General features: G+C 67.9%; 23 protein-coding genes. 13 read left to right on the forward strand and 10 right to left on the reverse strand.

Annotation, left to right across the window (positions count from 1 at the left end):
• Positions 1-209: 209 nt before the first annotated feature.
• Entirely contained in the window at positions 210-1,169 is a 960-nt protein-coding gene (gene andR, locus BSE24067_RS14145) for an anthranilate 1,2-dioxygenase regulatory protein AndR (RefSeq protein WP_151067937.1), read from the forward strand.
• Positions 1,170-1,244: 75 nt separating this feature from the next.
• Here the strand turns inward: andR and BSE24067_RS14150 are convergent, their stop codons facing one another.
• The 3 genes from BSE24067_RS14150 to BSE24067_RS14160 all read right to left on the reverse strand — a co-directional run bounded on the left by BSE24067_RS14150 (position 1,245) and on the right by BSE24067_RS14160 (position 4,534).
• A complete protein-coding gene (locus BSE24067_RS14150) occupies positions 1,245-1,550 on the reverse strand; it encodes a hypothetical protein (protein WP_244122161.1) in 306 nt (101 codons plus the stop codon).
• 12 nt (positions 1,551-1,562) lie between these two features.
• Positions 1,563-3,263, reverse strand: a complete 1,701-nt coding sequence (locus BSE24067_RS14155) for a methyl-accepting chemotaxis protein (protein ID WP_151065881.1) — start codon at positions 3,261-3,263, stop codon at positions 1,563-1,565.
• A gap of 380 nt (positions 3,264-3,643) precedes the next feature.
• Complete coding sequence (locus BSE24067_RS14160; RefSeq protein WP_151065882.1) at positions 3,644-4,534, reverse strand: LysR family transcriptional regulator; 891 nt, start codon at positions 4,532-4,534, stop codon at positions 3,644-3,646.
• A 91-nt stretch (positions 4,535-4,625) separates the two neighbouring features.
• On the opposite strand from BSE24067_RS14160, the gene BSE24067_RS14165 reads away from it, so the two are divergent.
• Genes BSE24067_RS14165 through catC form a run of 3 tightly spaced genes read left to right on the forward strand, consistent with a single transcriptional unit; the run spans position 4,626 to position 7,032 of the window.
• Positions 4,626-5,759 (forward strand): muconate/chloromuconate family cycloisomerase, encoded by a 1,134-nt coding sequence (locus BSE24067_RS14165; RefSeq protein WP_151065883.1) that lies wholly within the window; start codon positions 4,626-4,628, stop codon positions 5,757-5,759.
• Between the two features lie 36 nt (positions 5,760-5,795).
• On the forward strand, positions 5,796-6,698 hold the full coding sequence (catA, locus tag BSE24067_RS14170; protein ID WP_151065884.1) for a catechol 1,2-dioxygenase: 903 nt from the start codon (positions 5,796-5,798) through the stop codon (positions 6,696-6,698).
• Positions 6,699-6,741: 43 nt separating this feature from the next.
• Positions 6,742-7,032: a muconolactone Delta-isomerase gene (gene catC, locus BSE24067_RS14175; protein WP_151065885.1), complete on the forward strand. Its 291-nt coding sequence runs from the start codon at positions 6,742-6,744 to the stop codon at positions 7,030-7,032.
• Positions 7,033-7,170: 138 nt separating this feature from the next.
• Here catC and BSE24067_RS14180 read toward each other — a convergent pair whose 3' ends face one another.
• Positions 7,171-7,956, reverse strand: coding sequence for an NAD(P)H-dependent oxidoreductase (locus BSE24067_RS14180; RefSeq protein ID WP_151065886.1), 786 nt, complete (start codon positions 7,954-7,956; stop codon positions 7,171-7,173).
• Between the two features lie 86 nt (positions 7,957-8,042).
• On the opposite strand from BSE24067_RS14180, the gene BSE24067_RS14185 reads away from it, so the two are divergent.
• Positions 8,043-8,936: a LysR family transcriptional regulator gene (locus BSE24067_RS14185; RefSeq protein WP_151065887.1), complete on the forward strand. Its 894-nt coding sequence runs from the start codon at positions 8,043-8,045 to the stop codon at positions 8,934-8,936.
• Between the two features lie 176 nt (positions 8,937-9,112).
• Positions 9,113-9,517 (forward strand): DUF2471 family protein, encoded by a 405-nt coding sequence (locus BSE24067_RS14190; protein WP_151065888.1) that lies wholly within the window; start codon positions 9,113-9,115, stop codon positions 9,515-9,517.
• Between the two features lie 173 nt (positions 9,518-9,690).
• On the opposite strand, the gene BSE24067_RS14195 is transcribed toward BSE24067_RS14190, so the two are convergent.
• Positions 9,691-11,724 (reverse strand): NADPH-dependent 2,4-dienoyl-CoA reductase, encoded by a 2,034-nt coding sequence (locus BSE24067_RS14195; protein ID WP_151065889.1) that lies wholly within the window; start codon positions 11,722-11,724, stop codon positions 9,691-9,693.
• A gap of 76 nt (positions 11,725-11,800) precedes the next feature.
• Here BSE24067_RS14195 and BSE24067_RS14200 point away from each other — a divergent pair, with 76 nt between their 5' ends.
• Entirely contained in the window at positions 11,801-12,883 is a 1,083-nt protein-coding gene (locus BSE24067_RS14200; RefSeq protein ID WP_151065890.1) for an AraC family transcriptional regulator, read from the forward strand.
• Positions 12,884-12,892: 9 nt separating this feature from the next.
• Here BSE24067_RS14200 and BSE24067_RS14205 read toward each other — a convergent pair whose 3' ends face one another.
• From BSE24067_RS14205 to BSE24067_RS14215, 3 genes are all read right to left on the reverse strand, one after another.
• Entirely contained in the window at positions 12,893-13,342 is a 450-nt protein-coding gene (locus tag BSE24067_RS14205) for an aconitase X swivel domain-containing protein (RefSeq protein ID WP_151065891.1), read from the reverse strand.
• On the reverse strand, positions 13,335-14,582 hold the full coding sequence (locus BSE24067_RS14210; protein WP_151065892.1) for an aconitase X: 1,248 nt from the start codon (positions 14,580-14,582) through the stop codon (positions 13,335-13,337). Before BSE24067_RS14210 ends, BSE24067_RS14205 begins: the two co-directional genes overlap by 8 nt.
• A gap of 66 nt (positions 14,583-14,648) precedes the next feature.
• Positions 14,649-15,077 (reverse strand): MarR family winged helix-turn-helix transcriptional regulator, encoded by a 429-nt coding sequence (locus BSE24067_RS14215; protein ID WP_151065893.1) that lies wholly within the window; start codon positions 15,075-15,077, stop codon positions 14,649-14,651.
• 109 nt (positions 15,078-15,186) lie between these two features.
• Here BSE24067_RS14215 and BSE24067_RS14220 point away from each other — a divergent pair, with 109 nt between their 5' ends.
• The 5 genes from BSE24067_RS14220 to BSE24067_RS14240 all read left to right on the forward strand — a co-directional run bounded on the left by BSE24067_RS14220 (position 15,187) and on the right by BSE24067_RS14240 (position 20,880).
• Complete coding sequence (locus BSE24067_RS14220; protein ID WP_151065894.1) at positions 15,187-16,107, forward strand: LysR family transcriptional regulator; 921 nt, start codon at positions 15,187-15,189, stop codon at positions 16,105-16,107.
• 107 nt (positions 16,108-16,214) lie between these two features.
• Positions 16,215-16,649 carry a MarR family winged helix-turn-helix transcriptional regulator gene (locus BSE24067_RS14225; RefSeq protein WP_151065895.1) on the forward strand — a complete coding sequence of 145 codons (435 nt, stop codon included), beginning with the start codon at positions 16,215-16,217 and terminating at the stop codon, positions 16,647-16,649.
• A 64-nt stretch (positions 16,650-16,713) separates the two neighbouring features.
• Complete coding sequence (locus BSE24067_RS14230) at positions 16,714-17,808, forward strand: HlyD family secretion protein (RefSeq protein WP_151065896.1); 1,095 nt, start codon at positions 16,714-16,716, stop codon at positions 17,806-17,808.
• A gap of 13 nt (positions 17,809-17,821) precedes the next feature.
• Positions 17,822-19,396 (forward strand): DHA2 family efflux MFS transporter permease subunit, encoded by a 1,575-nt coding sequence (locus tag BSE24067_RS14235; RefSeq protein WP_151065897.1) that lies wholly within the window; start codon positions 17,822-17,824, stop codon positions 19,394-19,396.
• Between the two features lie 17 nt (positions 19,397-19,413).
• Positions 19,414-20,880 (forward strand): efflux transporter outer membrane subunit, encoded by a 1,467-nt coding sequence (locus BSE24067_RS14240; protein ID WP_151065898.1) that lies wholly within the window; start codon positions 19,414-19,416, stop codon positions 20,878-20,880.
• 215 nt (positions 20,881-21,095) lie between these two features.
• Here the strand turns inward: BSE24067_RS14240 and BSE24067_RS14245 are convergent, their stop codons facing one another.
• Positions 21,096-21,506 carry a TIGR02594 family protein gene (locus tag BSE24067_RS14245; protein WP_151065915.1) on the reverse strand — a complete coding sequence of 137 codons (411 nt, stop codon included), beginning with the start codon at positions 21,504-21,506 and terminating at the stop codon, positions 21,096-21,098.
• Between the two features lie 314 nt (positions 21,507-21,820).
• Here BSE24067_RS14245 and BSE24067_RS14250 point away from each other — a divergent pair, with 314 nt between their 5' ends.
• Positions 21,821-22,801, forward strand: a complete 981-nt coding sequence (locus BSE24067_RS14250) for a hypothetical protein (protein ID WP_151065899.1) — start codon at positions 21,821-21,823, stop codon at positions 22,799-22,801.
• Between the two features lie 82 nt (positions 22,802-22,883).
• Here the strand turns inward: BSE24067_RS14250 and glmS are convergent, their stop codons facing one another.
• Positions 22,884-24,701, reverse strand: coding sequence for a glutamine--fructose-6-phosphate transaminase (isomerizing) (gene glmS / locus BSE24067_RS14255; RefSeq protein WP_151065900.1), 1,818 nt, complete (start codon positions 24,699-24,701; stop codon positions 22,884-22,886).
• Between the last annotated feature and the right edge of the window lie 34 nt (positions 24,702-24,735).

Below are 24,735 nucleotides of genomic sequence, written 5' to 3' on the forward strand. Positions count from 1 at the left end.
GTCGGACTCCTTGTGGTTCCGGTTCGTTGATTGCATGGACCCGATTTTTGAAAAGCTAATATTCGGCGTCTATCCGGAAAGTGCGATTGCGGCGGCGCAATATCCACTTTCGGCGGATTTCTGCGCTAGCATGGCGACACGCGCGAGCGGTGCACGATCGCGACTCGTTCGCCGGCGCGACGCGCGCGTCCACACCAAGGCCGATGCCCATGTCCCCAACGCCGTTCGAGCCGCTTGCGCTGCGCGCGCACCGGCTGTTCGAATCCCGCGATCTCGACGAGACACGCGAGCGGATCTCGCGCGTGATGCAACCGCACGCGCTGGTGCCGAGCGGCCGCGTGCAGCGCGCATCGCATATGGATTTCGTGCGGCTCGGCGGCCTCGGGATCGGCACGATCGCGTTCGGCGACGCGATGCGCGTGCAGGTCGACGCCGTCGACGGCTATTACCTGCTGATGTTCTGCCTGTCCGGGCAGGCCGAAGTCCATGCGATGGGGCGCCGGCTCGGCGTCGACGGGCAGACGGGCGTGCTGTGCGCGCCGGGCGAGCGCTTCGACGCGGCGCTGTCGGCCGACTGCGAGCAGTTCGTGCTGCGCATCGATGCGGCGACCGTCGGTTCGCTGACCGGCGACCCGCGCGCGACGCTCGACCCGGTGCTGCACATCAGCGACGCCGCGCTCGCTGCGTGGCGCCAGCAGCTGATGCTGGTCGCGCGCTCGCCCGAACTGCTCGAACGCGCGAACGCGAACCCGCGTGTCGCGTCGCAGCTCGAGCATCTGCTGATCGACCTGCTGATCGAAGGTCACCCGCCGTCGGTGCCGGAGCGCTCGCACCACGATCCGGCGCCGGGCTTCGTGCGGCGCGCGCAGGAGTTCATCGCCGCGCACTACGCGCAGCCGTTGCAGCTCGCCGATATCGTCCTGGCCGCGAACGTGCCGGAACGGACGTTGCGCGACGCTTTCCTGCAGTTCCGCGGAATGAGCCCGATGCAATATCTGCGCGCGACGCGGCTCGATCATGCGCGGGAGTTGCTGCGCGGATCGGGATCCGAGCGGCGGATCGCCGACATCGCGCTCGATTGCGGATTTACGCACCTCGGCCGGTTCGCGATCGCGTATCGGGAGAAGTTCGGCGAATCGCCGTCGGACACGCTCGACGGCCGGCGCTGAACCCGTACGCGCGCCGACCGGCGCGCCTGTCGTTGCGCATTACCGCCCGCCGGCGGGCCGCCGACGGGCCGCCCGTCACGAAAGCGCGTGCCCGCGCTGCGGCTCGGGACGGGGCGCGGCCGCCGCAGGCGGCGCGGCGGCCTCGCCGAGCCGCGCCGACGCGCATGCCAGCGCGCGTTCGACCTGTTCGGCCATCGTCCGCGTGGCCCGGCTGTCAGGACTTGCTTGCAGCAACAGCTCGAGCCATTTCAGCCGCCGCGCGAGCATCGGCACGACCAGCGTGCGCACGATCAGCCGCTGATCCTGATCAGACGAATCGAAGCGCGCACACGCGTCGATCAGCGCGTCCAGCGTAAGCACTGCGTGGGTCGGATGCGTCATGATCGTGCCCGCTCAAAACGCATGCCAATCGGCGGACCCGGCCGGCGCCTGCACGGCCTGCACAGCTGGCACAGCCGGCACCGGCGCCGCGGCCGGCGCTTTCGTCCGCACCCGCACCCGGACCGGGACCTGCGCAAGCGCGGGCGCGGGCGCCGCGTCGCCGCCCACTGCGGCAAGCTTGAACGCCGACATCGCCACCTGCAGATGGCCTGCCTGCTCCTCGAGCGAATGCGCGGCCGCGGCCGCCTGCTCGACGAGCGCCGCGTTCTGCTGCGTCACGCCCTCCATCTGACCGATCGCCACGTTGACCTGCTCGATCCCCTGGCTCTGCTCGTGCGACGCGGCCGCGATTTCGGCGACGATATCGGACACCTGCTTGATCGCGTGCTTTACCTGCCCCATCGTCTCGCCGACGTCCGTGGCCTGCTGCGCGCTGTCGCGGATCATGGACACGGACGCGCCGATCAGTTCCTTGATCTCCTTCGCGGCGGTCGCGGAACGCTGCGCGAGATTGCGCACCTCGCTCGCCACCACCGCGAAGCCGCGCCCTTGCTCGCCCGCCCGCGCCGCTTCGACCGCCGCGTTCAGCGCGAGGATATTGGTCTGGAACGCGATGGCCTCGATGACGCCGGTGATGTCGGAAATCTGGCTCGAGCTGCTGCTGATCCGCTCGATCGTCGCGACCATGTGCTGCACCGCATCGTTGCCGGCATCGGCCATCCCGGTCGCGCGCGTCGCGAGCGTATTGGCCTGCTGCGCGTTCTCGGCGTTCTGCTTCACCGTTTCGGTCAATTCCGTCATGCTCGCCGCGGTTTCCTCGAGCGCGCCCGCCTGCTGTTCCGTGCGGGCCGACAGATCGGTATTGCCGCTTGCGATCTGGTGCGACGCGATCGCGACCGATTCCGCGCTGCGCTTGATGCCGCGCACCGTCGTGCCGAGCTGCCGGTCCATCGCCGCCAGCGCACCGAGCAACTGGCCGAATTCGTCGTGCGAGTCGATGTCGATCCGATTGTCCAGCGTGCCGCCCGCGATCGAGTCGGCCACGCGCACGGCCTTGCCGAGCGGCGTCGAGATGTGCCGCAGCAGATGCGCCGACGCCCACGCCGCGATCAGCATGCCCGCGCCGATCAGGCCGAGCGCGATCCACAGAATGTTGCGGAAGGTCGACTCGCTGTCGTCGACGAACGACTTCGCCTGCTCGACGTTCAGCGCGATGTCGTCCTCCAGCGTCTGCCTGAGCAGGCGCGCGGCCGGCGACAGCCGCTCGATCGCCGCGCCGATCGCGTCATGGTCCCCGCCGCGCATCGCGTCGACCACGTCGCTCACGCCCGCCCTGAACTGCGGCAGCACGCCGCGGATGCGCTCGGCGATCTCACGTTCCTTGTCGCTCGTGATCGATTCGTCGTAATAGCGGTTCCAGACCGTGTCGAGCCGGTTTTGCTGCGCGCGGATGTCGTCGACGCCGGCGCGCGTGCGCGCGAGATCGCGCTCGGCCTGGATCCGGCGCATCTGCAGTTGCATGCCCAGCGCGATGGCGCGAATTTCGGTCAATTCGCAAATCGGCAGCGTATTGCCCGAATAGGCGCGATGGAGATTCGAATTCAATCGAGACAAGCCGAATACGCTGAACATGCCAATGATCATCATTAACGCGACGCACGCGGCCAGCGCGGAAAAAATCCTGAATTTAATGCTTTTTGCAAATCGACTCACGTCGCTTTCCCCCGGTTTCTCGGATCGATACGGGGCGGAAGCGCCCCTCCATGACCGGGGTTTACGGAGAAAAAACCGAATGGTTTAGTCGTCGGCCTCGAAATAATTGAAACGCAAAACAGCAAGAATCAGGAATTCAAGCCGATCCGATCTCCCTCTTTATCTCATTAACATCCCGTCCGCATTAATAGATTAAGCAAATCCGGACGAGAGTTGCTTCCATGCCATCGCCAACATATCCCATTAATAAACCCACCGGCGTTCGGACGGCGGCGCAATGCCACGGCGGCGAGCCGGATTTTCGTTCCGAAAGAGTCTGAGAGATAGGCCGTTAGTTGCAGTTCTTGGGGAGAACGGGGTCGCCACGGAGGCGGCTCCCGTTACGCCGCCGCGGCAATCATCTGCCGTGCAATCGCGCAGAACGCCGTCGTCGCCGCGCTTTCGCCGTGCAGCCGACGGCTCATGATGATCGGCGACGTCGCCGTGGGCTCAGGCAGCCGCCGGTACACGACGCCCCTCACCCGCACGCCGTCGACGCTTTCGGGCACGAGCGACACGCCGACCTGCGCGGCGACGAGCCCGAGCGCCGTCTGCAGCTCGCGCACCTCGTGAACGGCCGCCGGCACGAACGCGCCGTCGCGCAGCGCGGACAGCTGCTGATCGGCAAAGCTCGGCCGCGGCGTGCTCGGATAGACGATCAGCGTTTCGTTCGCGATGTCGGCGAGCGTCAGCGGCCGGCCGGGATCAGCCAGCGGGTGCCCCGCCGGCAGCGCCGCGATCAGCTTTTCCTCGATCAGCGCCTCGCGCACGAGCTGGTCGTCGTCGAAGCGCAGACGGCCGAACCCGACGTCGATCCGCCCGCCCTTCAGCGCGCCGAGCTGTTCGAGCGTGAACATTTCGACCAGCGACAGCTCGACGTCCGGCTGCGCGTCGCGAAACGCGCGGATCACGTCCGGCAGCGCGCCATAGAGCGTCGACGGCACGAACCCGATCACGATCCGCTCCGACAACTGCGCGAGCCGCCGCGTCAGCGGGCCGAGCTCGTCGGCCTGCTCGACCACGCGCTTCGCCTGCGCATAGAACACGCGGCCCGCGTCGGTCAGTTTCAGCGGCCGCGCGCCGCGCTCGAACAGCGGCAACCCGAGCGCCTCCTCGATCGCCTGAAGCTGGCGGCTGAGCGGCGGCTGCGTCATGTGCAGCCGCTCCGCCGCCCGCGTGATGTTCATTTCCTCCGCGACGGCGATGAAGTACCGGAGCTGGCGCAATTCCATTTCATGCCCCAAAGGTATGGAAGTAGTCGGAAAGAGTGTTGGACGACGCGCAGCGGAAATTCCTACCATGTGCGCCAACAGGAGGAATCGCATGATAGCAACAGCCGCCACCATCGAACGCGTCGAGACGCTGCTCGTCGACGTGCCGACGATTCGGCCCCACAAACTGTCGGTCGCGACGATGAATTGCCAGACGCTCGTGCTCGTCCGCGTTCGATGCACGGACGGTATCGAAGGCGTCGGCGAGGCGACGACGATCGGCGGTCTCGCGTACGGCGACGAGAGCCCCGAAAGCATCAAGGCCAACATCGACACGTACTTCGCCCCGCTGCTGCAACGCATGGACGCGACGCGGCCGGGAGCCGCGATGGCGCGTGCGCGCAAGCTGTTCCAGGGCAACCGCTTCGCGAAGTGCGCGCTCGAAACGGCGCTGTTCGACGCGCAGGCGCGCCGCGTCGGCGTGCCGCTGTCCGAGCTGTTCGGCGGCCGGACGACCGATGCGCTCGACGTTGCGTGGACGCTCGCGAGCGGCGACACGCAGCGCGACATCGCGGAAGCGGAGGCGATGCTGGACGCGCGCCGCCACCGCGCATTCAAGCTGAAGATCGGCTCGAACGCGGTCGACGACGACGTCGCGCACGTGATCGCGATCAAGCGCGCACTCGGCGAGCGCGGCGACGTTCGCGTCGACGTGAACCAGGCATGGAGCGAAACCGACGCGATCCGCGCCGGCGCGCGCCTCGCCGACGCCGGCGTGAGCCTCGTCGAACAGCCGATCGCCGCGGCCAATCGCGCGGGGCTGAAGCGGCTCACGCAGCTCGCGCACATCCCGATCATGGCCGACGAAGCGCTGCACGGCCCCGTCGACGCGTTAGCGCTCGCGCAGGACCGCGCGGCCGACGTGTTCGCGGTGAAGATCGCGCAATCGGGCGGCCTGCTCGGCGCGGCGGGCGTCGCATCGATCGCGACCGCGGCCGGCATCGATCTGTACGGCGGCACGATGCTCGAAGGCGCGGCCGGCACGATGGCGTCCGCGCAACTGTTCAGCACGTTCGGCGCGCTGAAATGGGGCACCGAGCTGTTCGGCCCGCTGCTGCTCACGGAGGAAATCCTCGTCGAGCCGCTGCGCTACGAGAATTTCAAGCTGCACCTGCCGGCCACGCCCGGCCTCGGCATCACCTTCGACTGGGCCCGCATCGAACGGATGCGACGCGGCGCCCGCTGATCCCACACGACACGACAACCGAACCTGGAGACACGGATGAACAAGCAAGCCATCGACGCGCTGCTGAAGACCTTCGACGACGCCGCGGAAAAGCCCGGCAACGCGCGCGTGCGCGCGATCGTCAACCGGATCGTGAGGGACATCTGCTACACGATCGAGGATTTCGACGTGCAGCCGAGCGAGTTCTGGACCGCGCTGAACTACCTGAACGAAGCCGGCCGCGAATTCGGGCTGATCGCGGCGGGCCTCGGCCTCGAGCGCTTCCTCGACGTGCGGATGGACGAGGCCGAGGAGAAGGCCGGCTTCCACGGCGGCACGCCGCGCACGATCGAAGGGCCGTTGTACGTCGCGGGCGCGCCGGAATCGGTCGGCCATGCGCGTCTCGACGACGGCACCGATCCCGGCCAGACGCTGGTCATGCGCGGCCGGGTGCTCGGCCAGGACGGCACGCCGCTCGCGAACGCGCTCGTCGAGGTGTGGCATGCGAACCATCTCGGCAACTACTCGTACTTCGACCCGTCGCAGCCGGCGTTCAACCTGCGCCGCTCGATCCGCACCGACGCCGAAGGCCGCTACAGCTTCCGCAGCGTGCTGCCCGTCGGCTACAGCGTGCCGCCCGGCAGCAAGACCGAGCAGTTGCTCGACCTGCTCGGCCGTCACGGCCATCGTCCGGCGCACATCCACTTCTTCGTTTCCGCGGACGGATATCGTAAGCTGACGACGCAGATCAACATCGAAGGCGATCCGCATATCTGGGACGACTTCGCATTCGCGACGCGCGAAGGGCTGATCCCGAAGATCGCGCGGGCCGAGGGCGCGGAAGGCAAGCCGTATGGCATCGACGGGCAGTTCGCGCTGATCGACTTCGATTTCACGCTTCTGAAGGACAAGCAGGACGTGCCGGCGAGCGAGGTCGAGCGGCCGCGCGCGCAGGCCTGAGCGGCCGTCCGGTTCGACGCATCGACAACGCAAGGAGCACAGGATGCTGTTTCATGTGGAAATGACCGTCCGTCTGCCGGCGGACATGGATCCGGTCAAGGCGGCCACGCTGAAGGCCGAAGAAAAGGCGATGTGCCAGCGGCTGATGAACGAAGGCGTGTGGCGGCATCTGTGGCGGATCGCGGGGCAGTACGCGAACGTCAGCATCTTCGACGTCGACAGCGTGCAGCAGCTGCATGACGTGCTGAGCCAGCTGCCGCTGTTTCCGTATATGGAGATGGAGGTGCGGGCGCTGTGCCGGCATCCGTCTTCGGTGCGCGACGACGATCGGTAGGCGGCGGTCAAGCGCGCGGCCGGCGGGCGGCCGCGGCACGCATCACACGGGCGGCCGGCGATTTTCTCGCCGGCCGCCCGCGTCGTTTTGCGGCGCGGGATTCCGGCGGCGCGCCGCATCACGGCGATGCGCCGGCGATCACCGCGCCGCGGCCAGATGCGCGGCAAACCCGACCGTCCCCGGCGCGATGTCCGGCTTCAGCGTCAGCGCAGGAATCTCGTAGTCGCCCGCGTTCTGCCGCCGGAACGGAATCGGCTGCACGGTCCACAACTCGTCCAGACGCTTGCCGAGCGCCGCCCGGATTTCATCGAAGCGCGCGTCGTTCATTTTTCCCGCGCGGTAGATCACGAACGGCGGCAGCACGTCGAACCCCGGGTAATACAGAATCCCGTGCTGGATCGGAAACAGCACGTCGTCGATCGGCCCGTTGATGCCGCGCGCGCTGTAGTGCGACTCCCATCCGCCCGTCGTCACGATCACCATCGCGCGCTTGCCCGCGAGCGAACCCTCGCCGTAACGATCGCCCCAATGCCGGTCGGAATGCTCGCCGACGCCGTACGCGAAACCGTACGCGTACACGCGCTCGACCCAGCCCTTCATGATCGCCGGCATCGAGAACCACCACAGCGGAAACTGCAGGATCACCGCGTCGGCCCAGTTGAGCTTTGCCTGTTCGCGCGCGATGTCGTCGCGCTGCGTGCCCGTCTCGAACGCGCGCTTCGAATCGAGCGCGGGATCGAAGCGTGCGTCGGACGCACGGTCGGTCACGTCATCGGCGTCGAACGCGGCCTTCCAGTTCATCGCATACAGATCGCTCACTTGCACCGCATGACCCGCCGCTTCGAGATGCGCGACGGCGAAGTCCCGCAACGCGCCGTTCAGCGATCGCGGCTCCGGATGGGCATAGACGATCAGCACATTCATGTTCGTTGCTCCGTGGATGGAATGACTGCAGGATGCCGCCACCAACGGTATATTTGAAATGAATTCCTGACATTCCAGGTATAGACATGAATAATCTCAGACGACTCGATCTGAACCTGCTGGTCACGCTCGATGTGCTGCTCGCCGAGCACAACGTCACGCGCGCCGCGGAAAAGCTGAACATGTCGCAGCCGTCGGTCAGCGTGCAGTTGCAGAAGCTGCGCGACCTGTTCGGCGATCCGCTGCTGCTGCCGGGGCCGCGCGGGATGCGGCCGACCGCGCGTGCGGAAACGCTGCGCGAGCCGCTGCGGGATGCGCTCGAGGCGGTCGAGCGCGCGGTGCTGACGGCCACGCCGTTCGATCCGGCGACCGCGACGAACACGTGGCGCGTGGCCGCGACCGACTACGGCGAATCGACGATCGTGCTGCCGGCGCTGAACACGCTGCGCTCGGCCGCTCCCGCGACCCGGCTCGCCGTCGTCGAGCTCGTGCCGCCGCGCATCGAGCAGGATGCCGAACGAAACGGCATCGACCTGGCGTTCCATACGTCCGAGGGCTCGCCGCAAGGGATGCGGCGCCTGCCGCTGTTCACCGAGCGCTACGTGCTCGTCGGCCGCGCCGGCCATCTGAAGCTGAAGCGGCGGCCCACGCTCGCGCAGTTCGGCACGCTGGAACACGTGATCGTGTCGCCGGACGGCGGCGGCTTTTTCGGCGTAACCGACGAAGTGCTCGCGCAAGCGGGCGCCACGCGGCGCGTCGTGCTGTCGGTCCCGCATTTCCTGTTCGTGATGTCGGCCATTGCCAGCACGGACCTCGTCGCGATGCTGCCGGAGCGGCTGGTGCGCAACACGCCGGCGCTGCGCGTCGTGGAGGCGCCGGTCGACGTCCCCGGCTACGAAATGTCGATGCTGTGGCACGAGCGCGTGCATCGCGATCCCGCACATCGCTGGCTGCGGGAGACGATCGCCGCATCGGTGTGAAAGACGCGGGTCCGGCGCGCGCGGCCGCACCGCGCGACCGGCCGGAAGCGGCCGCCGCACGCACACGTTCATTCGGGACTTGATACGGCGCCGAACACTGTATATATTTACAGTGCTTTTGCACCATTTGACCCGAATTCCGTCACTCATGACGGACGGACTTTTGTGAGGCGACCATGTTCCAGTCATCCGCATTCGATCCCGAGCAACCCGGCTTCAATCCCGCCCACTTCGAGCGCGCTGCGCAGCGGGCGGTCGTCGATCTGCAGCGTGTCGTCGGCGGCCCCGCGCAGCGCGCGCTCGGGCTGCGGCGCCGCACCCATCCGGCCGCCGCCCGGACGATGAGCTGGCAGGCGCTGCTGAACGTCGAGGAGCTCGCGTTCTCGAATGCCGGTTTCCTGAGCCGCAACGATCCGGCGGTCGTCGATGCATTCATCCGCCTGCGCGACAGCCGCCTCGTCGCGGCGGACCTCGACGAGCCGGTCGACTGGCGTCGCGACGACGACGACCTGCCGGCCGTCTACCTGATCGTCAGGGCAATGCTCGAAGCGGAAGAAGAAGAGCGGGCCGAAGCGGCGTGATGCATGCCGGCCACCAGCGGCGCCGGCTGCCGGAATCGCGCCGCCACGTCGCATCGCGACGCGGGCCGCATCCGTTCGACGTCGTCGGCATCGAACGGATACGAAATGGCTGGAGCGCGCGTCGCAGGCCATCGCGCGACGCGCTTCGCCGCGAAGGCCGGAACAGCGCCGCGTTACAACCGCGCGGCCAGCCGCGAGCCTTGGTCGATCGCACGCTTCGCGTCGAGTTCGGCGGCCAGTTCCGCGCCGCCGATCAGGTGCACCGGGCGTCCGGCCGCCTGCAGCGGCGCGAGTAGCGCACGCTGCGGCTCCTGCCCCGTGCACAGCACGATCGTGTCGGCCTCGATCAGTTCGTGATCGGTGCGCTGCTCGCCGTACGACACGTGCAGCCCGCGCGCATCGATCAGTTCGTAGTTCACGCCGCCGATCATCTTCACCTGCTTCATCTTCAGCGTCGCGCGGTGAATCCAGCCGGTCGTCTTGCCGAGCCCCTTGCCGAGCGGTGCGGCCTTGCGCTGCAGCAGCGTCACTTCGCGAGCGGGCGGCGCGACGTGCGCACGCGTCACGCCGCCGCGCGTCGCGGCCGGATCGGTCACGCCCCACTCCGCTTTCCATTCTGCGAGATCGAGCGTCGGCGACTGGCCGTCCTGCACCAGATATTCGGCAACATCGAAGCCGATACCGCCCGCGCCGACCACCGCGACACGCCGGCCGACCGGCTGGCGGCCGGCAAGCACGTCGATGTAGCTGAGCACGTTCGGCCCGTCCTGGCCGGGAATCTTCGGATCGCGCGGCGCGACGCCCGTCGCGAGCACGATCTCGTCGTAGCCGCCGGCGATCAGGTCGCTCGCATCGACGCGGCGATTCAGGTGCAGGTTCACGCCGGTCAACTCGATCTGCCGGCCGAAGTAACGCAGTGCTTCGTCGAACTCCTCCTTGCCCGGAATCCGCTTCGCCATGTTGAACTGGCCGCCGATCTCCGCCGCCGCGTCGAACAGGTCGACACGATGGCCGCGCTGCGCGAGCACGGTCGAGCACGCGAGCCCGGCCGGCCCCGCGCCGACCACCGCGATGCGCTTCGGCTGCCGCGCGGGCGCGTAGATCAGCTCGGTCTCGTGGCATGCGCGCGGGTTCAGCAGACATGACGCGATCTTGTTCTTGAACGCGTGGTCGAGACACGCCTGGTTGCAGCCGATGCAGGTGTTGATCTCGTCCGCGCGCCCCTGCGCGGCCTTGACGACGAATTCCGGATCCGCGAGCAGCGGGCGCGCCATCGACACCATGTCCGCGCAGCCGTCCGCGAGAATCTGCTCGGCCACTTCGGGCCGGTTGATCCGGTTGGTCGTCACGAGCGGAATGCCGACCTCGCCCTTCATCTTCTTCGTCACCCACGCGAACGCGCCGCGCGGCACCGACGTCGCGATCGTCGGCACGCGCGCCTCGTGCCAGCCGATCCCCGTGTTGATGATGGTCGCGCCGGCGCGCTCCACGGCCTTCGCGAGCTGCACGGTCTCGCTCCAGTCGCTGCCGTCCGGAATCAGGTCGAGCATCGACAGCCGGTAGATCAGGATGAAATCGCGCCCCACCGCTTCGCGCGTGCGCTCGACGATCTCGATCGGCAGGCGGATCCGGTTGTCGTACGAACCGCCCCACTGGTCGCGGCGCTTGTTGGTGTGCATCGAGATGAACTGGTTGATCAGGTAGCCCTCGGAGCCCATGATCTCGACGCCGTCGTAGCCGGCTTCGCGTGCAAGCTGCGCGCAGCGGACGAACGCGCGGATCTGCCGCTCGACGCCGCGCGCACTGAGTGCATGCGGCGCGAACGGCGAGATCGGCGACTTGATCTTCGACGGCGCGACCGCGAACGGATGGTAGCCGTAGCGGCCGGTATGCAGGATCTGCAGCGCGATCTTGCCGTCGTCCGCATGCACGGCGTCGGTGATCACGCGGTGCCGGCGCGCGCCGGCCGACGTCATCAGCGTGCCGCCGAACGGCTTGGTCCAGCCGGCCACGTTCGGCGCGAAGCCGCCGGTCACGATCAGGCCGACGCCGCCGCGCGCGCGTTCGGCGAAATAGTCGGCGAGCCGCGGCAGCGTCTTGCGGCTGTCCTCGAGGCCCGTGTGCATCGAACCCATCAGCACGCGATTCTTCAGCGTGGTGAAACCGAGGTCCAGCGGCGCGAGCAGGTGCGGAAAAGAGGTCGTCATCATCGTTCTGCGGTTGGGCGATGGATCAGATCGTAGGCCGCACGCCAGGTTGAACGTGAGGGGGCAAACAGCCATAATGCTTGTCATTTCCGGCCAAAAACACATGACCTCCCCGCGTCGCAAGGATCACCTCGGGCTGCGCCGGCCGACGATTCCGGTCGCCTATACGCGCCTGCTGCTGCAGGCGCTGGCCGCGCGCGGCGTCGATCTGGGCGCGGTGCGCGCGGGCACCGGGCTGCGCGACGCAGTACTGGCCGAACCGGACGCGCGCGTCGCGCCGTCGCAATGGGGGCGGCTCGTGCTCAACGCGATCGAGATCGGCGGCGATCCGGGCATCGGCCTCGCGTTCGGGTTGCTGCTGAAGCCGACCGTTCACGGCTTCCTCGGCTATGCGACGCTGACCGCGCCGGACATCCGCGCGGCGCTCGTCGTCACGCAGCGCTACTTCCGGATGCGCAACCGGCAATATCGCCTGACCTATGCGGAAGACGACCACGGCGCGACGCTCGAACTGCACGGCGTGCAGGCGAGCCCGGTGCTGCAGCATCACGTGATGTTCGAGTTCGTGCTGACCGGGCTCGCGCAGAACATCTCGCAGTGGTCCGGGCGCGCGTCGCCGCCGATCTCGCTGCGCTTCGCGTGGCCGGAGCCGGACTATTTCGCGCGTTATCGCGACCGGCTTCCGCCAGTCGAATTCGGCTGCGCGGCGAATGCGCTGTGGATCGCGCGCGACGTGCTCGACTGGCCGCTGCCGCTCGCCGACGAAGTCGCGCACCGGCAGGCGCTCGTGCAGGTCGAACGCGAATATGCGCAAGTGCGCCAGGAGGAAGGCGACCTGGTCGAGCGCGTGCGCGCGGAACTGGCGCGGACGGCCGGCCGCTATCCGAACCCCGACGCGCTCGCCGACGCGCTGCTCGTGTCGACGCGCACGTTGCGGCGCCGGCTCGAGGAAGCCGGTTCGAGCTATCGGCAACTGCTCGACGAAGCGCGGTTTCGCGACGCGAAGCAGTTGCTGTCCGCGTCGGATCTCGACCTGAAGACGATCGCCGAGCGGCTGCAATTCACCGACCCGGCGAACTTCACGCGGGCGTTCCGGCGCTGGGCCGGACAGACGCCGAGCGCGTATCGGGAAACGGCCGGCGCGCCGGCGCGCGAGTAGGCCGGGCGCTCAGCCGCCGACGCGGATCCGCGCGGCGCCGTCGCCTTCGCGTGCGTCGATCCGCACGCCGCCGCGCGCGGCGACGATCGCGTCGTACACGGCATCCGTCACGCACACGACCGGCACCGCGATCGCATACAGCTCGGCGGCGACGATCGCGCCGATCGAGATGATCAGGTCGCGCTCCTTCAGCACGATCCCGACGGGCCCCGTGCCGTTGCGCACCGCTTCCGCGAGCACGCTGCTGCTCGAGCTCGATCCCTTCGCGTGCGGCATCACCATGATCCGGCCGGCGAGGCTCGCGCCGGCCTGCGGATGCCCGCGATCGACGATCTTGCCGGCGCCGGAATCGTAGCCGCCCCAGAAGCTGAGCGGCTTGTCGAGGACGATCGTGTGCGCGCAGGCGCTGCCCGGCACGAGCGTATCGCCCGTCAGTGTTCGAACCATCGCGTCAGTCATCGAATCGCACCCTTCCTTCGAACGCGGAACGCACGCACTCGCGCATGCTGCCGTATGCAACCGTGACGCCGATGTTCGCGGGCGCATACGACGCCCATTTCCCCGAATTGGTCATCACGAGGCCCGACAGCTGCTTCATCACCGGCGTGATGTACGTGCAGGTGTCGACGACGATCTGCACGCCGCGCGCGTCGAATTTCTCCGCGAGCCCGAGCTCGCCGAGCTCCCACAGGATGAAGCGGCTCGTATTCACGTAGAAATCGCATTTCGGCCGGCCGTCGAACTGGTCGAGCAGCGCGTCGAGCGTGCGGAATTCGGCCAGCGAGAAATGCGGCGTGCCGAGCGCGACCGCGACGAGCGCGTCGCCGGCCGCGCCGTGGTTCAGCGTGCGGCGGATGTCGTCGAGATCGGCCATCGCGACGTCGACGATGCGCTCGGCCGCACGGCCGTGCAGCGCGGCGTCGAGCGTCGGCGCCTCGGGCGTGACGCCCACCGCATGGAACAGCGCGACGGCCCCGCTCGACGCGGCCGCCGCGCCGAGCGCCTTCAGTTCGTCTTCGGTGGTGTCCGCAGGCAGCCCGACGATCGCGGGCACGACCGCGCCCGCGATCCGGCCGATCAGCAGCCCGAGCGCCGCGAAGTAAATGTCGCGCGACGCGCGGCCGCCGAAATCCGGCGCGTTGAACACGATCCGCGCGGCGCGATTCGCTTCGACGTGCAGCCCTGCATACGGCGCGCGTCCGGTGATCGCGGCGGCCAGATCGAGAAAGTCGCCGTAGCGGCTGGTACGCGCGCCGAGCACCGAATTCGCGAACACGATCGCATTGGATTCGGCCCATGCGATCTGCTCGCCGAGCCGCGGACGATTCTTCAGCTGATACGGCGCGCACGTGAAGCTCGATTCGCAGCCGAGCTGCAGATGCGCATCCATCAGCCGCTGCGCGTCGCGCCGGATCGTGCGGTCGCCGCGATACAGCTCGGGATGGATCAGGTCGAGCGACCCGACGTTCAGCGTGGTCGGCACCGCGACCTGCGCGCCGGTGTCGACGAAATATTCGACGAAATCGAGGCTCGTCCGGCCGTGGTAAAGACAACCGTCGATATGCGCGGACGTGATGTCGATCAGGTGCGGCGCAGACATCACGTCGGCCGTGCGCGCGACGATCCGCATCGCGCGCGCGACGCCGTCGCCGAATGCGCCGCGCAACATCGCGTCGTCGCGCTCGCTCAACTGCAGCATGGGAGCTCCTCGTGTCTCGTCCGGTGGATCCGGATCGCTTTCGTCATACTACCGCGCGCGTCGCGCCTAACGCATCGCCGTCAGGCTGAACAGCTCGTCGCGCAGCGCCTTGGCCCGGCCGCGGCCGAACTGCGTCTCGAACTCGTCCTGCGCGGCCTGCCATGCGACTTTTGCGTGCGCGTAGGTGCGCTCGCCGAGCTTCGTCAGGCTCAGCGCATGCGCGCGCGCGTCATGCTCGGCTGCGGCCGCGGCCACGAGCCCGTCGCGCTGCAGCGGCTTGAGCGCACGCAGCAGCGTCGTGCGGTCCATCACGAGCGTCTCGGCGAGTTCGCTCATCACGAGACCAGGCTGACGCGCCAGGTTCGCCATGATCGAGAATTGCGCGGGCGTGACCCCGACGGGGGCCAGATGCCGCTCGTAGAGCTGCGTGACGAAACGCGCCGCCTGACGCAGCGCGAGGCAATTGCAGACCTGGGCTATCTGGGTATCGTTCATGTGCGGCAATTTATATGTGCATATGCATAAAGTCAATGTACACTCCGCGGTATCGTGGTGGGTCGGCCGCGTGCGCGAAGCGCCGCAGCGCCGGCTCGAGGAGACGGACATGGACTACATCGACAAGCTGCGGATCTTCCGGTCGGTGGTGGAAATGCGCAGCTTCACGCGCGCCGCCGACATGCACGGCCTCGCGCGGCCGGTCGTGTCGCGGGCGGTCGCGGATCTGGAGGCGCGCTTCGGCAGCCGCCTGCTGCACCGGACCACGCGCCAGGTCTCGCTGACCGAAACCGCCGAGCGCATCTACGAACGCTGCGCGGCCGTGCTCGACGAGCTCGATTCGCTGGAAGCGCAGGCGCAGTCGCACACGCGCGAGCCCGAAGGGCTGCTGCGTCTCGTCGCGCACACGACGGCCGCGCTGAACCGGCTCGTGCCGCTGATCGCCGGCTTCAAGGCCGCGCATCCGCAGGTGCGCCTCGACGTCACGCTGACCGAGCGCCCGGTCGATCTCGTCGGGGAAGGCTACGACATCGGCATCGTCGTGCCGTACATGCTGACGAGCGAGACGACCGTCGTGCGGCTGATCGAACGCATACCGGTCGTGATCGTCGCGACGCCTGCGTATCTGCGCGCGCATCCGCGCCCCGACACGCCAGCCGCGCTCGCCGGTCATGCGTTCGTGCCGATGTCGCCGTCGCTGCGCCGGCCCGCGCTGTCGTTCCGCGTCGACGGCGACACGCTGACCGTGCCGCTCGACTTCGACATCTCGTCGAACAGCCCCGTGTTCAATCGCGAAATGGTGATGCACGACTTCGGCATCGGCGTCGTGCCGAAGACGCTCGTCGAAGCCGAACTCGCGTCGGGCGCGCTCGTGCAGCTGCTCGAAGACGCGGACCTCGTCGACGCGTTCGTCGACATCAAGCTCGCTTACGCGAACCGCGCACTGCTGCCCGCGAAGGTCAAGGCGTTCATCGACTACACGGCCGCATACTCCGGCCGCGAAAGCGGGATTGTTCCGGCCGCTGCGTGATCCGGCGCGCAATCGCGGCGTTCCGCCGTCGATTGGTACAGCCGCGACACCAATCTGATCCCGCGCCGCCGCTCGCTTGCCGCCTGCAGCCCGCCTAATATGTGCACATGCACACGACCATGCTCACCGATGACGATTGCTTCGCGGTCCGGCAAGCCGCGCGGCGCATCTCGCAGTTCTACGAACGCTACCTGTCGCGCGCGGGCGTCACGCCGTCGCAGTACAGCATTCTCGCACTGCTGCGGGAGCGCCCGGGCCTGACGATGGCGACGCTGTCGGCGGTGCTGGTGATCGAGCGCACGGCGCTGTTGCGCGCGCTGAAGCCGCTGGTGGGCGCGGCGCTCGTGACGGGTCGGATCGAACCGCGTTGCCGCCGCCAGACGTTCGCGCTGACCGCGCACGGCGAAACGAAGATCGCCGCTGCGCACGTGCACTGGCTCGCCGCGCAGCAAGCGTTCGAGCAGCGGTTCGGGTCGGCCCGCGCGGCCCGCCTCCGGGACGAACTGTTCCGGATCACGCACCACCTGCCGGAACGCGATTGACGACTTCCCCGATCGGCGACGCGTCGCCGGTCGTTTCAATAAGTGCATATACATAGGTGATTCGATGGACACGACCCAGACCGCTGCCTCGCGCGAGGCAGCCACAATTGAACCGCCGGCGAAGCAGCAGCGCCGCGTGCCGTGGATGCGGATCGCGGTGGGCGCCGTCGTCGTCGCGGTCGCGGCCGCGACGCTCGACTGGCTGTTCGTGCTGCGCTTCCAGGAAAGCACCGACGATGCGTATGTCGGCGGCGACGTGACGGTGCTCGCGCCGAAGGTGAGCGGCTTCGTCGACAGGATTCTCGTGACCGACAACCAGCGCGTGAAGGCCGGCGACGTGCTCGTGCAGCTCGATGCGCGCGACTACGAGGCGAAGCTCGCGCAGGCCACCGCGGAAGTCGACAGCGCGCGCTCCGCGGTGACGGAGCTGGAAGCGAAGCAGCAGCTTCAGTACGCGGTGATCGGTCAGCATGCGGCGGACAGGAACGCGTCGGCGGCCGAACTCACGCGCGCGTCGTCCGATCGCGTGCGCTACCGCGAACTCGTCAAATCCGACGCGGTGTCGAACCAGATCGTCGAGCGCGCGGACGCCGACTATTCGAAGGCGGACGCGGCCGTCGTGCGCAGCGATGCCGCGCTGCTCGCCGCGAAGCGCCAGCTCGACGTGCTCGGCGCGCAGCTCGCCGATGCGCGGGCGCGCGTGAACACGGCGCTCGCCGCGCAACGCGTCGCGGCGCTGAACGTCGAATACACGACGATCCGCTCGCCGGTCGACGGCTACGTCGGCAACCGCACCGGCCGCGTCGGGATGCTCGCGAACGTCGGCGTGCCGCTGCTGACGGTCGTGCCGGCTGCCGGCCTGTGGATCGACGCGAACTTCAAGGAAGACCAGTTGCGCAAGATGCGCGCGGGCGATCGCGTCGACGTCGCGCTCGACGCATCGACCACGCGCCTGCACGGCCGCGTCGACAGCCTCGCGCCCGCGACCGGCGCGACGTTCAGCGTGCTGCCGCCCGAGAACGCGACGGGCAACTTCACGAAGATCGTGCAGCGCGTGCCGGTGCGCGTGCATCTCGATCCGCAGCCGGGAATCGAGCACGTGCTGCGCCCGGGCCTGTCCGCGGTCGTGACCGTGCATACCGGCCACCACGCGAGCTGAACGGGAGCCGACGATGACCACCGCGTTTTCCGGCGACCCCGCGTCGCAACCGACGAAGCAGCGCGTGTTCGCGTTCGCGCTGATGTGCGTCGGCTTCTTCATGGCGACGCTCGACATCCAGATCGTCGCGTCGTCGCTGCGCGACATCGGCGGCGGGCTGTCCGCGAGCCAGGACGAATTGTCGTGGGTGCAGACGGCCTACCTGATCGCCGAGATCATCGTGATCCCGATGTCGGGCTGGCTGTCGAAGGTGATGTCGACGCGCTGGCTGTTCGTCGCGTCGGCCGTCGGCTTCACGATCACGAGCATGCTGTGCGGGCTCGCGTGGGACATCAACTCGATGATCCTGTTCCGCGGGCTGCAAGGCGCACTCGGCGCCGCGATGATCCCGACAGTGTTCACGACCGCGTTCGTGCTGTTCCCGGGCAAGCAGCGGCTGATCGCGTCGACGACGATCGGCGCGCTCGCATCGCTCGCGCCGGCGATCGGGCCAGTGATCGGCGGCTGGATCACCGATCAATGGTCGTGGCACTGGCTGTTCTACCTGAACCTCGTGCCGGGCATCGTCGTGGCGGCGCTCGTGCCGCGCTACGTGCACATCGACGAACCGGACCCGAGCCTCGTCAAGCGCGGCGACTATCTCGGCATCGCGCTGATGTCGGGTTTCCTCGGCTGCCTCGAATACGTGCTGGAGGAAGGCCCGCGCAAGAACTGGTTCAGCGACGACGCGATCCTGTTCTGCGCGTGGATCTCCGCCATCTGCGGCTTCCTGTTCATCGTGCATGCGCTGACCGCGAAAGATCCGATCGTCGACCTGCGCGCACTGGCCGTGCGCAACTTCGGAATCGGCAGCCTGCTGTCGTTCGTGACGGGCATCGGGATCTTCGTGACGGTGTTCCTCACGCCGCTGTTTCTGGCGCAGGTGCGTGCGTTCAGCTCGCTGCAGATCGGCATCGCGCTGCTGTCGGTCGGCGTGTTCCAGCTGATTGCGCTCTGCGCGTACGCGTTCGCCGCGCGCCATTTCAGCATGCGCGCGCTGCTCGTGTTCGGGCTGATCTGCTTCGGCCTCGGCTGCTACATGTACACGCCGATCACGCACGACTGGGGCTGGCGCGAGCTGCTGCTGCCGCAGGCGCTGCGCGGAATCGGCCAGCAGTTCAGCGTGCCGCCGATCGTGACGATGGCGCTCGGCTCGCTGCCGCAGTCGCGGCTGAAATCGGCGAGCGGCCTGTTCAACCTGATGCGCAACCTCGGCGGCGCGATCGGCATCGCGGTGAGCGCGACGATGCTCAACGACCGCGTGAACTTCCACTATCTGCGCCTGAACGAGCACGTGAGCGCCGGCGAGCCGCAGGTCGCATCGCTGCTCGACCGTCAGGCCGCGTACTGGACGTCCGTGGCCGGCAACACGCTGGATACCGCGCAGGCCGGCCTCGCGAACCTGCACCGCCTGGTCTATCGCGAAGCGCTGACGCTCACCTACGCCGACGCGTACTACGCGCTGTCGCTGTGCTTCGTCGTCGCGCTGGCCGCCGTCGCGTTTTCGCGCCCCATCACCCTGAACGCGCCGCCGCCGGATGCGCATTGAAGCAGAGAGCCCCGATCATGAAAAAGCTACTCGTCGCGCTGGCCGTCAGCGCATTCGCCGCCGGCTGCGCGGTGCAGCCCGCGCAGCATCCCGCGCTGCACGACTCCGTTCAATCGCTCGCGCCGGCCGCGTGGGACATCGACGTGCCGCGCGCCGACATCGACGCCGCCGCGTGGTGGGCGCAGTTCGACGATCCCGTGCTCGACCGGCTGATCGCGACCGTGCTCGACGGCAACCTCGATCTGCAGGCCGCCGCCGAGCGCGTGAAGCAGGCGCAGGCGCTGACCGTGCAGAAGCGCGCGGTGCTGCTGCCCGAACTCGACGCGACCGCGCATGCGTCCGACGCGCGTCAGAACACGCCGCCGCCGCTCGGCTACGTGCGGCAGGCCGGTGCGGGGCTCGCGCTGAGCTGGTCGCCGGACGTGTTCGGCGGCGCACGGCTCGACCTGCTGGCCGCGCAGGCCGAGCTGGTCGGGCAGAAGCACGCGGAAGATGCGATGCGGCTCGCGCTCGCGGCCGATGCGGCGTCCGCGTATGTGGATCTGCGCTGGGCACAGCAGGAGCTGAAGATCCTGCAGGACAACGCGGCGATCCGCCGGCATGCGCTCGAACTCACGCGCAAGCGGCAGGCGTTCGGGCTGTCGACCGAACTCGACGTCACGCGCGCGCAGAACCAGCTCGATGCGCTCGAAGCGCGAATTCCGCCGACGCGCGCGCAGATCGCGCATCAGCTCAACCTGATCGCCGTGTATTCGGGCCGCACGCCGGAATCGGTCGACCGGCTCGTGCTCGCGCAGGGCGGCGCGATTCCGGCGCCGCCGGCCGGCTCGCCGGCTACGTTGCCGTCACAGGCGTTGCTGCGCCGGCCGGACGTGCTCGCCGCGTATGCGCAGGTCGAACGGCGCGCGGCGCAGGTCGGCGTCGCGAAGGCCGAGCGCTACCCGAAGTTCTCGCTGAACCTGGCGGACGGAATTCTGGCCGCGTCGTACCTCGGATTGCCGACGCTGACCGACAACCTGTTCAGCGCGGCGTTGAGCGCGACGAGCCCGATCTTCAATGCGGGGCGCATCACGGCCGACATCACGCAGAGCGAGAGCCGGATGCGCGAGTCGGAACTCGGGTTGCGGCAGACGATGCTGCAGGCACTGCGGGAAGTCGAGGATGCGCGAGCGAACCTCGTCAGCAGCGCTGACGCGACGCGGCGGCTCGATAGTGCGCTCGCCGCGTCGGACAAGGCGCTCGGGCTCGCGAACCAGCTCTACAAGGGCGGCGCGACGGATTTTCTGGACGTGCTGTCCGCGCAGGAGGTGTATCTGCGGGATTCGGACGCGCTCAATCAGGTCAGGCGCGAGCATGCGCTGGCGGCGGTCGCGCTGTATCGGTCGCTTGGCGGCGGATGGAGCCGGAACGATGCGGCGGGCGGGACGGAGACGGAAGCCGTGGCGGTAGCCACCACTGCCGCTACCACTGCCGCGGAGCATTGACGGCGGGCGTCCGGCGATAGCCGACGCAAGGTTTTACGCGTATCACGCGTGTCGGGCGCGCGGTGCAGGCTGGCGGCCGATGCAGGCCGCCGCCTGCACCGTCCGGCCGCAACGGGCGCAACGGGCGCACTGTCGCGACGAACGCGGGCGAGCGCGGCGCCCGGGCAGCGCAGACGAGTGGCTCGGCAATCGCTGCGCGGATCGATATGACGCGCTCAGCCGGCGTCGGGCCACCGGTAACCGATCACTTCGCCCAGCGGATACGCGAGCTCGCGCACCTCTTCCAGCTGGTTGCCGCCGAACAGGTGCACGTGCCGGTCGTCATGACGCAGATAGAAGCCGACGTGGCCCTTCCAGCTGGCCGGATCGTCGCGTGTGAGGATCGCGATGCAGCCGTACACCGGCCGCTCCAGCGGGCGGCCCCATTCGAGCCACGAACGCGCGAGCGCGGAACCCGTGCCGCGGATGCCGGCGTGCGTCATGCACCAGTTGACGAACGACGAGCACCACGAAATCTTGTCGTCGTAGCCGACGAGGTTCGTGTGGTTGTTGTATTCGACGATGCGGGGATTGATGCTGCCGGGCGGGAAACGGCGGATGCCCAGCTCGGCCAGCGCGACGGCCATCCACGGCGGATGGCCGGCTTGCGGGTTGCGCTCGGGGGGCGATCGGGTCACGGGGGTCTCGAGGTCGGGTGTCGGAGCGAAGCACCAATCTTCGCACGAACGATGCGACATGGCAGCGCGGTCCCGCCCGGTTGCACACGGGCTGTCATCGGCCGCCCGACCTTTCCGATCCTCGACACATCCGAAACAATGCGCCGGATTTTTTCTCTCCCGTTCGACCTCGGATGCCCAACGCGAGCCGCTCCTCGAGATCGACTACCATCCGAACAATCGCTCGACTTCGGAAACAGGCTCCGAAAAAGGAACCGCGCGCCATGACAACCCGCTTTGACGATACCTCGTCGTGCAGCCCCGATAACGCGTCGCACACATCACTGAGCCCGGGCACCGCCGCGACACCGCGCGTCATTACGTTGCCCGCCCATCTTCGGCACATACCGTCATGCAGCGGCATTCCGGACCGGTCCAGCACCTATGTGGCCAATATCGGCTTACTGCTGTTCTTCGGCACAATGTTCTGCGGGTTGCTCGTCGCGCCTTTCAAAGATGCGTCCTTCGCGCGGATCGGGCTTTTCGGGTTCGGACTATGGACCACCATGCTTGGGGTCGCCGCATGGGCAGTGGTGCTCGTCATTCGAGCCGCGATGAATATCGGCGCGTGGTTCGAGGTCGACTCAACCGGTTTCCGGTACGGCATCGGCAAGCGCGCGAATGCGAACGCCGTGCAGCAAGAGCAGCGCATCGAATGGCGGGAAATCGTGCCGAGCCCGGATCTTCGCTGCGACGTCGAGTACAACGCCGCCTCCCACGTGACCATGCGCCCGGCAAGCTTCCAGTTCTGGCGACGCGACGGCAAGCGCGAACCGGCAAAACGATATACGTTGCGCACGAATCTCGTGGATTACGGTTCGGACAACACCATTCTTTGCGTTCGCTTCAAGAATCGGCATGAACTGCTTGTCGCACTGCTGTGCGGCCTGGCGCATCAGGGGCTGCGTTTCAATCCGGAGACGTTCGTCGCCGCCGGAATTCACCCTGAAACCTGGCAACCGCTTGCGAAAGCACGGCGACCGGCTTTGCTCTGGCTTTTGGTCATCGTCGTGCTCGCGTCTCTCGCCTTCTGGGTATGGGGACGCATGTCGCTGCCTTTCTCCATGGCGATTCTGGTCGTGTCCTTCGGGTACTACTGGACCGCGGGCAAGTATGATTTCTCTCCGGATATCAAGCACTATCCGCGCGAGCCAATCATGTTCCGCGTCGATCGAGACACGCCTTTCGACGACGCGGAGGCTTGACGGCGCGGGCGATGTCGTTCGCCCGCCAACCCTCGTCCGGGACCAGCCACCCTGCGATGCGAGCGCCGGTGCCCCTCTCCCGTCACTCCACCGTCACCGATTTCGCGAGATTCCGCGGCTTGTCGATATCCGCGCCGCGCAGGCACGCGGCGTGATACGCGAGCAGTTGCAGCGGCACGACGTGCAGGATCGGCGACAACAGCCCGTAGTAATCCGGCATCCGCAGCACCGACACACCGTCGCCATTGTCGATCCGCGTGTCGGCATCGGCGAACACGTACAGCTGCCCGCCGCGCGCCCGCACTTCCTGCATGTTCGACTTCAGCTTCTCGAGCAGCGCGTCGTTGGGCGCGATCGTCGCGACCGGCATCGCGTGCGTGACGAGCGCGAGCGGCCCGTGCTTCAGCTCGCCGGCCGGATACGCTTCCGCGTGGATATACGAGATCTCCTTCAGCTTCAGCGCCCCCTCGAGCGCGATCGGGTAATGCAGCCCGCGCCCGAGAAACAGCGCGTTCTCGTGCCGCGAGAACTCCGCCGCCCAGCGCCCGATCTGCGGCTCGAGCGCGAGCACGTCCTCGAGCGCGTCCGGCAGCCGCCGCAGCTGCGTCGTGTAGCGCGCGAGTTGCGCGTCGTCCACGTAGCCGCGCAGCCGGCCCAGCGTGACCGCGAGGATGAACAGCGCGACGAGCTGCGTCGTGAACGCCTTGGTCGACGCGACGCCGATTTCCGGGCCCGCACGCGTGAGAAACCGCAGGCCGGTCTGACGCATCATCGCGCTGGTCGGCACGTTGCAGATCGCGAGCGTGTCCATGTGGCCGAGCGCCTGCGCGTACTTGAGCGCGGCGAGCGTGTCGGCGGTCTCGCCGGATTGCGACACGCCGACCACCAGCGTATTCGGCAATGCGAGCGCGTCGCTGTAGCGATATTCGCTCGCGATCTCGACCTGCGCGGGCAGCCGCGCGATCGTCTCGAGCCAGCGGCGCGCGGTCAGCCCCGAATAGTGGCTCGTCCCGCATGCGAGGATCAGCACGTTGTCGATCTGCCCGAACGCACGCGCGGCATCGGGGCCGAATGCCGCCGGATCGAACAGCCCCGCATCCGGAATCGTCGCGGCCACGGCCTGCGGCTGCTCGAAGATTTCCTTCTGCATGAAATGCCGGTACGGTCCGAGCTCGACGACGCCCTGCGTCGACGCGACGGTCTGGATCGGGCGCTCGACCGGCGTGCCGTCGCGTGCGAGCACCCGCACGCCGCCCGGCGTCAGTTCGACGATGTCGCCTTCCTCGAGAAAGATGAAGCGGTCGGTGATGCCGGCCAGTGCGAGCGCGTCGGATGCGAGAAAGCACTCGTCGTCCTTCAGCCCGACCACCAGCGGCGAACCGGCGCGCGCGCCGATCAGCCGCTGCGGCTCGTGCTTGCTGAACACCGCGATCGCGTACGCGCCGTGCAGCTGCGACGTCGCATCGCGCACGGCCGCGAGCAGGTCGCCGCGATACTTGCTGTGGATCAGGTGCGCGACGACCTCGGTGTCGGTCTGCCCGTCGAACTCGTAGTTCTCGTCGGATAGTTGCCTGCGCAACGTCTCATGATTCTCGATGATGCCGTTGTGCACGAGCGCGATCTCGTCGCGCGAGAAGATCGGATGCGCATTGCAGGTCGCGGGCGCGCCATGCGTTGCCCACCGTGTGTGCGCGATGCCGGTGCTGCCGGCGAGGCCGGCGCTGCGCACGTGCGCGTCGAGATCGGCGACGCGCGACACGCTGCGTTCGCGGCGCGCCTGGCCGTCGACGACGGTCGCCACCCCGCATGAGTCGTAGCCGCGATATTCGAGGCGGCGCAACCCTTCGATCAGAATCGGAACGATGTTCCGTTGCGCGACCGCGCCGACGATGCCACACATGACACGTCTCCTTCCCTTTGCCCTTTGATGGACC

The organism is Burkholderia latens, from assembly GCF_902499045.1.
Taxonomy (GTDB): Bacteria; Pseudomonadota; Gammaproteobacteria; order Burkholderiales; family Burkholderiaceae; genus Burkholderia; species Burkholderia latens.